This window comes from Exiguobacterium sp. B2(2022), from assembly GCF_028823655.1.
GTDB lineage: Bacteria > Bacillota > Bacilli > Exiguobacteriales > Exiguobacteriaceae > Exiguobacterium > Exiguobacterium aestuarii_A.
Genome location: NZ_JAPEHX010000080.1, coordinates 1 through 10,419 on the forward strand (window position 1 = coordinate 1; position 10,419 = coordinate 10,419).

At 49.4% G+C, this 10,419-nt stretch carries 12 protein-coding genes; 2 read left to right on the forward strand and 10 right to left on the reverse strand.

Annotation, left to right across the window (positions count from 1 at the left end; translation table 11 throughout):
* Window positions 1–114 precede the first annotated feature (114 nt).
* The 5 genes from galU to ON063_RS13405 all read right to left on the reverse strand — a co-directional run bounded on the left by galU (window position 115) and on the right by ON063_RS13405 (window position 3,496).
* Window positions 115–1,011, reverse strand: a complete 897-nt coding sequence (gene galU, locus ON063_RS13390) for a UTP--glucose-1-phosphate uridylyltransferase GalU (RefSeq protein ID WP_446719142.1) — start codon at window positions 1,009–1,011, stop codon at window positions 115–117.
* A 212-nt stretch (window positions 1,012–1,223) separates the two neighbouring features.
* Window positions 1,224–1,745, reverse strand: coding sequence for a tyrosine-protein phosphatase (locus ON063_RS13395; RefSeq protein ID WP_274665466.1), 522 nt, complete (start codon window positions 1,743–1,745; stop codon window positions 1,224–1,226).
* The gene (locus ON063_RS14940; protein WP_446719143.1) at window positions 1,657–2,052 is read right to left on the reverse strand and encodes a CpsB/CapC family capsule biosynthesis tyrosine phosphatase; all 396 of its coding nucleotides are present in this window, start codon (window positions 2,050–2,052) and stop codon (window positions 1,657–1,659) included. The genes ON063_RS13395 and ON063_RS14940 overlap by 89 nt, the downstream gene beginning before the upstream one ends.
* 15 nt (window positions 2,053–2,067) lie before the next feature.
* Window positions 2,068–2,784, reverse strand: coding sequence for a CpsD/CapB family tyrosine-protein kinase (locus ON063_RS13400; protein ID WP_274665467.1), 717 nt, complete (start codon window positions 2,782–2,784; stop codon window positions 2,068–2,070).
* Window positions 2,777–3,496, reverse strand: coding sequence for a YveK family protein (locus ON063_RS13405; protein ID WP_274665468.1), 720 nt, complete (start codon window positions 3,494–3,496; stop codon window positions 2,777–2,779). The genes ON063_RS13400 and ON063_RS13405 overlap by 8 nt, the downstream gene beginning before the upstream one ends.
* Before the next feature lie 195 nt (window positions 3,497–3,691).
* Here ON063_RS13405 and ON063_RS13410 point away from each other — a divergent pair, with 195 nt between their 5' ends.
* Together ON063_RS13410 and galE are read left to right on the forward strand one after the other, a co-directional pair.
* Window positions 3,692–4,936, forward strand: a complete 1,245-nt coding sequence (locus tag ON063_RS13410) for a hypothetical protein (protein ID WP_274665469.1) — start codon at window positions 3,692–3,694, stop codon at window positions 4,934–4,936.
* 13 nt (window positions 4,937–4,949) lie between these two features.
* Window positions 4,950–5,966: a UDP-glucose 4-epimerase GalE gene (galE, locus tag ON063_RS13415; RefSeq protein ID WP_274665470.1), complete on the forward strand. Its 1,017-nt coding sequence runs from the start codon at window positions 4,950–4,952 to the stop codon at window positions 5,964–5,966.
* Window positions 5,967–5,981: 15 nt separating this feature from the next.
* Here galE and ON063_RS13420 read toward each other — a convergent pair whose 3' ends face one another.
* The 5 genes from ON063_RS13420 to ON063_RS13440 all read right to left on the reverse strand — a co-directional run.
* Window positions 5,982–6,320, reverse strand: coding sequence for a hypothetical protein (locus tag ON063_RS13420; protein ID WP_274665471.1), 339 nt, complete (start codon window positions 6,318–6,320; stop codon window positions 5,982–5,984).
* A gap of 125 nt (window positions 6,321–6,445) precedes the next feature.
* Complete coding sequence (locus tag ON063_RS13425; RefSeq protein WP_274665472.1) at window positions 6,446–7,633, reverse strand: hypothetical protein; 1,188 nt, start codon at window positions 7,631–7,633, stop codon at window positions 6,446–6,448.
* Window positions 7,634–7,715: 82 nt separating this feature from the next.
* A complete protein-coding gene (locus ON063_RS13430; protein WP_274665473.1) occupies window positions 7,716–8,639 on the reverse strand; it encodes an LCP family glycopolymer transferase in 924 nt (307 codons plus the stop codon).
* A 104-nt stretch (window positions 8,640–8,743) separates the two neighbouring features.
* Complete coding sequence (locus ON063_RS13435; RefSeq protein WP_274665474.1) at window positions 8,744–9,589, reverse strand: YihY/virulence factor BrkB family protein; 846 nt, start codon at window positions 9,587–9,589, stop codon at window positions 8,744–8,746.
* Between the two features lie 72 nt (window positions 9,590–9,661).
* A partial coding sequence (locus ON063_RS13440; protein ID WP_274665475.1) for an LCP family glycopolymer transferase occupies window positions 9,662–10,419 on the reverse strand: 758 nt, incomplete at its 5' end.

The window sequence follows — 10,419 nt, forward strand, 5'->3', positions numbered from 1 at the left end:
ATATTTAGGTTCTATATAAATGTTTTTCCCACGATACAAAGAACCTGCTGCGCACTTTATTATATTTATTCTTTGTGTTGTTTCAAATTGAAAAAAAAACTCTTTTCTATATTTTTACATAGTACTCTCTACTGTTGTTTGCTTTTCAAGCAATTGCGTCATAATTTTGAGTACGTCTTCCCTTAAGTCTGAACGGTTTAAAGCAAACTCAAGAGTAGTCTGAATAAAGCCTAGTTTTTCCCCCACATCATAACGTACTCCGTCGAATTCAAATGCGAATACACGTTGCTTTTCATTTAAACGAGTGATGGCATCCGTTAATTGAATCTCGCCTCCTGCTCCAGCCTCTTGGGTTTCTAAATACTTAAAGATTAGAGGGGTGAATAAATAGCGTCCGAGAATCGCTAAGTTTGATGGTTCCATTCCTGGCGCTGGTTTTTCCACGAAAGCGGCTACTTTATGTAAACCACTCTCTAACGATTCTTGTGGATCGACGATGCCATAACGATGCGTGACATCACTTGATACCGTTTGCACGCCAATGATTGAACTCTCCGTTTTGTCATATTGTTCAATTAACTGCCTAGTACAAGGTACTTGAGCTTGAACAATATCGTCTCCGAGCATAACAACGAACGGTTCATCGCCAACAAATGCTTTCGCTTGAAGCACCGCATGACCTAATCCCATCGGCTTCGATTGACGGATGAAGTGAATATTAATGTTTGTTGTCTCTTCAACGAGCGCTAAAAATTCCGACTTCCCTTTTTCGATAAGTGTTTGTTCGAGTTCTGGGACAGAATCAAAATGATCCTCAATCGCGCGCTTCCCTTTTCCTGTTACGATTAAAATATCTTCAATCCCTGAAGCAACAGCTTCTTCAATAATGTATTGGATAGTTGGCTTATCTACAATCGGCAACATTTCTTTTGGCATTGCTTTTGTCGCCGGCAAGAAACGCGTGCCAAGACCCGCTGCAGGGATGACTGCCTTTTTTACTTGTTTATGCACCATGATGGCCTCCCACGAATGAATCTGTATAGTTTAAATAATTAAAAAAAAGGATGGATTTAACATCCTTACTAAAATATATTATAAGGTTAACACTTTTGACCTAATGAAAAAACCAAGGTAAGGAAATTAAAATCTATTTTCGTTCGACAAGTGTCGACAATAATCATAATAGTCATTAATTGTCAACTTATTATGTAAAAATAAAGGATTTACTTCTTCCATTTCCCTCGCCAGTTCTTTGTCGGTAAAATCGGGGGATCGACAAAGACGAACTCGTCTTTCACGACCGCTTCCGAATTCTCCGTTAATGTCTCCCAACGTCCTACTCCTAGTTCTTCCGTCACCGCTTGTTCAGCTGCTTTCCAGTAAAACGTACGGCGTCCCGTACTATGGGCATCTGAGGCGACGAGTTGGCTCAAGCCATTGCGTAAGAAGACGAACGCAATCTCTTTCACATTTTGACCAAACTCGCCTGTTAAGCTACTAGTCGTCACTTGTGACAAGGCGCCTGACGAAACGAAGTCCATCAATCGTTTCGGATTGGTCGCAAGTTCCTTGTTTCGTTCTGGGTGAGCGATGACCGGCGTGTACCCTTCCGTCTGTAGCCTGAAAAATAATTGCTCGGCATATGCCGGCACCGTGTCACTTGGGAACTCGACAAGGACGTAGCGTGACCCAGCAAGAGAAAGCGCTTCTCCGTCTTCTAACGCCTGTACAAGATCTCCAAACACACGAATCTCTTGACCTGAATAAATGTCGAGTTCCTAACGCCTGTACAAGATCTCCAAACACACGAATCTCTTGACCTGAATAAATGTCGAGTTCGATCCCTTCTTGATGTAAGACGTTTTGAAGTGTTGCTGCGGCTTCCTGAACGTTCAAATCTTCTGTCTCAAATTGAGGGTGAAACGCGTGGGGGGTGACCACGATTGCGGTCACCCCTTCCTCTACGGCGCGTCTCGCCATCTCAATTGTTTGTTCGACCGTTCCCGGACCGTCATCGACGGCCGGAAGAAGATGACAATGGATATCAATCATGGCGTGATTCTCCTTTTATTCGTATGCGTAGTAATAGTAGTAATCATCGCTACCTTGTGGTTCGCGTTTGTTGAGGACGACACCAAGGATGTGGGCATCCGCAAGGACCAATTGCTCTTTCGCTTTGACGACCATCTGACGGTCTGACTTGTCACAACCGACAACGAGGACGACGCCGTCTACTTTACGTGCTAAGAGTCGCGTGTCTGCGACTTGCATCATCGGTGGTGCGTCCAAGATGATGACGTCATAATGTTGTTTCAACTCTTCAAGCGTGCGGTCCATCATTTTCGACGAGAGTAACTCGGACGGGTTCGGCGGGATTGGTCCTGCCGCCATCAATTCCAAGTTCTCAACTTGTGTCGAGTGGATCGCTTTATCAAGCGTCGTCTTCTTCGCAAGAACCGTCGAGAGACCAATCCCGTTCGAGAGACGAAACGTGAAGTGAGCCGTTGGACGGCGCATATCGCAGTCCATTAATAGGACGCGCTTGCCTTGTTGAGCGTAAACGACGGCCAAGTTCGAGGCTGTCGTCGACTTTCCTTCGCCTGACGAAGAAGATGTGATGACAACTGTCTGTAACTCGTCATCCACTGCGGTGAACTCGAGGTTCGTCCGGATGGTCCGATACTGCTCTGAAATCGGTGACTTCGGTTTATGGACCGTAATCAAGTCACGACCTGTCTTATCGTACTGAATATGTTTTGATTTCTTTTTTCCAAACTTAAACACGGACCTCTTCCCCCTTCACCTTCGCTTGACGTTGTTGCTGCATCTCGACACGATCGATAACCGGAATCGATCCGAGTACCGGAAGCTCGAGAATCGTCTCGACGTCTTGCTCTGTCTTGATGCGGCGATCAAGCACGACTTTGAGAAAGGCGATCGCGACGCCAATCATCATTCCAAGCACAGCTGCGATTGCCGTGTTGAGTAAAAGATTCGGTTTGACCGGGAACATCGGAACGTTCGCATCCGATAATACTTTGACGTTATCCACGCTCATGAGTTCAGGCACTTCTTTTGAGAAGACGCGGCTGATTTCGTTAGCGATATCCGTTGCGACGACAGGGTTCGTATGTTGGACGGCGATGTTAATGACTTGTGAGTTTTGCTCACTGTTAACACTAATCATATTAACAATATTTTCAGGTGCACCAACGACGTTCTGTTGTACTTGTTCTAAAATAGCAGGACTTTGAATGATGACACGATATGTGTTAACCAAGTTAATTGATGACTGAACTTGACCTAAATCAATAGTGTTTTCCGACTGTTTCGGTGCGACGAGCACTTGCGTCGACGCCTCATACGTCGGGCTGATCACAAATGAGCTCACTAGAAAGGCAATGAGTGCTGCGAGGATGGTTAAACTTGCGATGAGCCACTTGCTCCGCTTCAAGATGGAGAATAATTCTCCAAGGGAAATCGTTTCTTCGTTCATATTCTGTCCTTCTCTCCTTTGTTCCAATAAATTCACTGCTGGAAAATTCCCGCAGATAATATTTAAAATGACAATACCAGAACAGTATAGCAAAATTTTCATCGTTTGATGACCCGTTTTTAAAAAAATGGGTTTTTTGACATGTAAATCTGCTAAACTTTGAAAGGAAGAACTTAACAAAGGAGGAGACCCCTAGTGCATGTAAGTGAGCGCCTACTCCAGCTGTACGCAACGCTCGACCGACAAACTCGAGATATCATACAGCAACGTATTGAGACAAATTTAGCAGACGGCAAATCACTTGCCGCCTCTTATCATGAACTGACTGGAGAGACAAACGATTCCCTCTCCGCTGAAGAAAAGTCAGCTACAGATTTTTCGAACTGGTTGAAAGAAGGAAAGACGGACGTAGACCTTTTGAGCTATTACGTCGCACTTCTCGAGAAAAGTGAGGTGCTTCAATCGGAAGCGGTCGTCCCACAAGTTGTAGAATCAACACCACAACCCGTTGCCGAACCGATTGTCTCTAAGGCGGTGGTTGAACCGTCTCACGAGGAAACGGTGGAACCAGAAACCGACACACCCGCTGAAGCGACATTACCGAAACCACGCTACGTCCCGGAGTCGACGATTCCTTCACGGACGGAGCGTATGAAATCACATCGTGAAATCAAACCGGCGCGTCCACGCCGAAAGAAAAGTCGTGGCTGGTTGGTTGGCCTGATTGCTATCATTCTTTTATCCGTAGGTGGATATGCCGCTTATCCGATGGTTTCAGATTTGTTCAAACCGTCATCGACACCGACTGTCACGGAAGAACCTGCGACACCAGAACCCGAACCAGTAGCCGAAACGAAGGCACTTGAGGAAGTATGGATCGGTGTTAAAAATGCACCACTCGTAAGTGAACCGGACAGCGAGGACGTTGTGTACATCGCTGATATCGGAGACCGTTATGACGTCCTCGAAGAACGCGACGACGCTCTCCTACTCGAACTTGGCTTAAACGAGCTGACGGGCTGGGTGTCACGTGATGAAGTGGTCACCGAATGGACGGCTACCTCCATCAGTGATGCTGACGTATTGAACTGGTTGTCGACTTCCGTCAATCAGACGTTGTTTGACGAATCGCCGGAAGCTTACTTTGGGATGGACGAGAATGAATTGGTCGGAAATGTCGGTGCCGCAAGTGGCTTCGACTCGGACGTCCTACACGAGTATCTCGTCTACCCCGGCCTCTTCTTCACGATGAGAAATGAGCAAGTCGAAGCCATCGACTGGTCGAATACGGATCAGACGAAAGAGACGTTCCTCGAGCTCGGTGAACCGACGTACGAGACAGAAGATGGCGTCGTCTATGAAAGTGACACGTACTCACTACGTCTCTTCGTGGGCGAAGACGACTCGACACGCATTCGTCTGACGAAACTCAATCAATAAAGGAGTATTTCATATGAACCAAACGATTCTCGTGACGGGTGGTGCCGGCTATATCGGTACCCATACCGTCATTCAATTACTTGAAGCTGGGCACGAGGTGATCGTGCTCGACAACCTGTCGAACAGCAGTCGTGAGGCACTGAACCGGGTCGAGGCGATGACAGGAAAAGAAGTCACCTTCTATCTCGGCGATATCCTCGACCGTGCGCTACTCGAACAGGTTTTCTTGACGCATACGATTGATGCTGTCATCCACTTCGCTGGATTGAAAGCCGTCGGTGAATCGGTGAAAGAACCGCTCCGCTACTATGAAAACAACGTCGTCGGCACGACCGTCCTCTTAGAAGTCATGCAGGCGTTTGACGTGAAACGAATCGTCTTCAGTTCATCAGCGACCGTGTACGGGATGCCTGAACGCACACCAATCGACGAATCGTTCCCGCTCAGTGCGACGAACCCGTATGGCCGCTCGAAACTCATGATTGAGGACATCTTACGTGACGTTGCCGTCGCTGATTCCGAATGGAGCATCGCTCTCCTTCGTTACTTCAATCCGATCGGAGCACATCCGTCCGGTCAGATCGGCGAAGACCCGTTCGATGTGCCGAACAACCTCATGCCGTACATCACGCAAGTCGCTGTCGGCAGGCTGGACGAACTGAGCGTTTTCGGTGACGACTATGACACACCGGACGGGACGGGCGTCCGCGATTATATCCACGTCGTCGACCTCGCATCAGGTCATTTGCAGGCGCTTAACTACGTCATGGACCAAAGAGGTGTCGAGGCATTCAACCTCGGGACAGGTACGGGTTATAGTGTCCTCGACCTTGTTCATGCGTTCGAGCAAGAAAGTGGTAAGACGGTTCCTTACCGAGTGACGGACCGTCGTCCTGGTGACATCGCCACGTGTTTCGCGGACCCGACGAAATCGAAACAGATGCTCGGCTTTGAAGCGAAGCATAACATTCGTGACATGTGCCGTGACGCCTGGAACTGGCAGTCGAATAACCCGAACGGATATAACTAAAAAAATCAGCTGCCGTTAGAACGATTGTTCTTCCGGCAGCTGATTTTTTTGATTCATCTTTCCTTTCCGCGACATCAGCCCGAAGTCGATGACCACGACGAGCAAGGCGACGGCAATAAACTTCCATACGTCGACCATCATGAATTCATCCCATACATATCCAACTACCGTGAATCCGAGGAAGGTCGCATAAAAACTAATCCGCCACCACGTTCGATACACGTTTGCACGCTCTCGGTCGATCAGGTAAAAAATGATGTATGCGCCTAAAGCTAAACATAAAATCGCAATCATCCAGTATGAAAATGATTGCATCGTCAACCGAAACATCATGAAAAAGAAAGATGAATCCATTGGAAATCCGCTCCTTTGATGACTGACTCTTGATGTGTACAAACTTCCTACTCTTCCATTTTCCACCTATCAATCATATGAGTCAATACACCTATGAACGAAAATTCAATTATGAATCAAAAGACCTATTCTTGTAACCACACATATCCATACGGAGGCAGTTTCATATGTTCAATCGGTTCCCCCGTAAACAAGTTCGTCCCTTGAACATCCAATTCAATCTCATTCTCACTCACGTTCGTATACAGGCGTACCGTACGTCCTTCAGCCTCCCGCTCGACAGCGAACACGTGCGGGTCAACATCTATGATGCGCTGTATGGCACACGGTGACAACGTCGGTTCCGACCGCTTCACGTTCAGCTGTCCCATGATTCTTGAAAAACGATTGAGTATTGTCTCGTCTTTCTTCAGCGATTGGACGAGTTCTTCTTCGTCCGTCGGTCCGCTCACCCCAAAAAGTGTCCGATAGTCGACGGACGGGATGCCTTGAAGCGAGAACAAGATACTATGTGCCGCGAGAAGCATCGGCTCATGGTTGTCCAATAGATTCTTCTCGAACGGGTCGCGCTCTGCGCTCGACAAGAAGTGGAAATACGTCTTCCCTTCAGGTGGTGCTGCGATCTTCCGTGTCCATTCGGTCAGTCGTGTCGCTTTCCCTTGTGCGAGTGCGAGGTTCACGTGACTCGCAAGATCAAAATGACAGACGGCGTCCACGACATCGAGATATGATTCAGCCTCGTCGAGCGCGTCCTCGGCGAGAATGAGTTGACCGTTCGGTTTATAGTGATGCAAGACGTTATGCCACAGTCTAAGCACGTCCTTTACTTCTTCACGCGTCATCCCACGGAATGACTGCGCATGGACCCGAACCTTCGTCGCCCCGTAAGCGAGACGCTCGATGAGTGCATCCGTCTCGGCAAGTAGGTCGAATTGCTCCGCATTGTAGGCGACCGGGTCGAGTTCATACATGAGTTGGAAGTTGTCGCTCAACTCCCCTAAGTCCTCATACAATCGGATGCGCGGGTCGACGGCTGTGTCCGTCTGACGGCCAATGTAAGGAAAGAGTGAGACGAGATGCAAGTCGCTGATCGTACCTGCGACATGCTTGGCGAGGACATCATGGAGTGCCCCCATGTCTGGCTTCCCTTCCGTCGTGACGAAACTCGCATCGACGAGTAGGACGTTCGTTATCTCGCTCGGTGCTTCGTGATCATGCCAAGCGTGACTCTCCCACTTGTCAAACAGGCGATGCCACGCCTGTTCATCGCCACCCCATTTATTCAAAATCGGTTCGATTTGTTGCCAATCCATACGATTCCCTCCTTCTGTTCTCTCTACCTTTTTTCACTTCTTGTCCATTTCAAAACAAAAAAAGCCGTCCCTATCGGACGACTCATTCCATCAAACGCTTCAATTCGGTCTGAATCCCGTCGAGTGACTCTGCGTCAGGATTCCAATAATAGATGCCGTCCGACTCCAATCCGCCGCCACCTTCGATACGGAGTGTGCTCGCGTTGCGGAACGCGCCCATATAGTCAGTCGAGAGCGTCACGAGCTCATTGAACTCGATGTTCGTCTTCGCCCGGTTGCCGACGACGTCGAGCAAATTCGTCACCTTGTCGAGCGAGAAGTCCGAGCGCCCCTTCTCGATGATGGCCGCGACGACATCACGCTGCCGTTCTTGGCGACCGAAGTCCCCGTTCGGGTCATCGTAACGCATTCGCGTATACGAGAGCGCCTTTTGTCCGTCGAGCGTCACTTCACCGACCGGGAATGTATACTCGTCCGAAGTGAAGGCGAACTTGTTCATGACCGTGATGCCACCGAGCGCATCGACGACTTCTGTGAACGCCTCCATGTCCGCCTCGACGACGTAATCAATCGGGATATCTAAAAAGTTCTCGACCGTGTCCATCGCCATCTCCGCTCCACCGAATGCATAGGCGTGGTTGATCTTATCGCGATACCCACGACCGACAATCTCCGTCTTCGTGTCACGCGGGATGCTGAGCATCGCCCCTTCGTTCGTATCCGGGTTCAAAGTCAAAACGATGATTGAGTCACTTCGTCCTTGTTCCGTTCCTCGTCGGTCGATTCCGAGTAAGAGCACAGACACCGAGCGCTTCTCTTCGATCGTCTCGACTTGTTTTCGTTCTGGACTGATCTGTAAGTTATCGTTTACTTTCGTCACCGTGTCATTGACCTCGTCGACCATCGACCAGACGAATAGGCCACCTGCGACAAGCAAGAGTGTCAGTACGCCCGCTGTGATGCCAAGGATCCATTTCCACTTTGATTTCTTCTGATGTTTCGCCATATCGGGCCACCTTCTTCCGTAAATTCAGTTTGTATATCTTTTCCCCGACTGCACATTGGATTATAGCATGTCTCCAAAAAATGCTAATCATTTCTTTCCAGTTATCACGGAAAATGTGTCTTTGTCGGTGTCCGGTGCATATGATGCGGCCAGGCGGCATTGATTTCCGCCCCAATGAGCATCGTCGCTGCCGTCAAATAGAGCCAGATTTGAAGTAAGATGACGACCCCGATCGTGCCGTACGTGTCCCCAAGAATCGAGAACCGCTCGACATAGACGCTATATCCCGTCGAGATGAGTTGCCACGAGATGACGGCAAAGATGGCACCTGGTAACGTTTCAAAAAAGCGCACGCGTTGCTGCGGAGCGATCATATAAAAGAATGAGAACGCAAAGACCAAGATAATCGTCGAAACAGTATAGCGTGTGAGCGTCGAGAGGCGGTCGAACTCCTCCACCTGAGGATAGAGCGCATACAACAAGTCGATAAATTCCTGTCCAAACACATGAAAGACGACGAGGATGACGGCCCCGATGCTACCGGCAAGGATTGTCATCAAACCGATCAGACGGCGCCATACATAGCCGCGCGCCTCCGTCTCCCCATAAGCGAAGACGGTCAACTTGACGAGGCGGGCCGTCCCGTTCGAGGCCGACCAGAAGGCGATGATGGCACTGACCGACACGAGCCCGCTATTCAAGTTTCCACTGACGTCGTAGACGATTGACAATAGCTCCCGCACGCTCGATCCCGGAACGAGCGTCTCGATCTGCTCGATCAACAGCGCCTGATCGATCTTGAACCACGCCATGACGGCGAACAAGACGAAGAACATCGGGAAAATGGCGAGAAACCAAAAGAAGGCGAGCGTGGCGCTATAGTCGTTAATATGATGGTCCTTGAAGCGATGTCTCACATCGATGGCGAGTCGGGTCAGTCGATCGAGCACGGCCGTCACTCCTTTTTCTTTTCATTATGCCACAAACGAAAGCACCCGATTCATCCGAATCGAGTGCTGCTGTCATTGTTCCATCAATTGTCCGAGGTACGACTTCACTTCGTCGAGTGATGCCTCGTCTGGGTTCCAATAGTAGATGCCGTCGCTCTCTTTGCCGCCACTTCCTTCGAGACGAAGAACGCTTTGGTTTTTGAAAGCCGTCATGTACTCGCTCGAGAGCGTCCGAATGTCTTTGAACGTCACGTTCGTCTTGGCATTGTTGCCGAGGACGTCGAGCATGTTGTTGAATCGAGAAATCGAGAAGCTGTCCGTTCCTTTATCGACGAGCGCCGTGATGACGTCACGTTGACGCTCCTGACGACCGAAGTCACCGTTCGGGTCATCGTAGCGCATCCGTGTATAGGCGAGCGCTTCTGCCCCATCCAGGTTGACCGTTCCCGGTTCGAACGAATACTCACCCGACGTGAAGGCAAACTTGTTCGTCACTTCGACGCCACCGAATAAGTTGACCGCGTCCTGGAAACCTTTCATGTCGACTTCCGCGACATAATCGATCGGGATGCCGAGGAAGTTCTCGACCGTATCCATCGCCATTTCGGCACCGCCGAATGCGTAGGCGTGGTTGATCTTGTCCATCGTCCCTTTGCCGACGATCTCCGTCTTCGTATCACGCGGGATGCTCAGCATCGCGCTCTCATCCGAATTCGGGTTGAGCGTCATGACGATGATCGAGTCGCTGCGCCCTTGTTCGTCCGCACGACGGTCAACGCCGAGTAATAACACCGAGACCGGCTTCTTATCTGAAATCGTTTGTTGATTCA

Excerpts from the sequence above, each read along its gene's own strand:
- ON063_RS14940 (WP_446719143.1), bottom strand. The coding sequence starts at position 2,052 with ATGATTGATATCCATTGTCATCTTCTTCCGGCCGTCGATGACGGTCCG.
- ON063_RS13405 (WP_274665468.1), bottom strand. The coding sequence starts at position 3,496 with ATGAACGAAGAAACGATTTCCCTTGGAGAATTATTCTCCATCTTGAAG.
- galE (WP_274665470.1), top strand. The coding sequence starts at position 4,950 with ATGAACCAAACGATTCTCGTGACGGGTGGTGCCGGCTATATCGGTACC.
- ON063_RS13420 (WP_274665471.1), bottom strand. The coding sequence starts at position 6,320 with ATGGATTCATCTTTCTTTTTCATGATGTTTCGGTTGACGATGCAATCA.
- ON063_RS13425 (WP_274665472.1), bottom strand. The coding sequence starts at position 7,633 with ATGGATTGGCAACAAATCGAACCGATTTTGAATAAATGGGGTGGCGAT.
- ON063_RS13430 (WP_274665473.1), bottom strand. The coding sequence starts at position 8,639 with ATGGCGAAACATCAGAAGAAATCAAAGTGGAAATGGATCCTTGGCATC.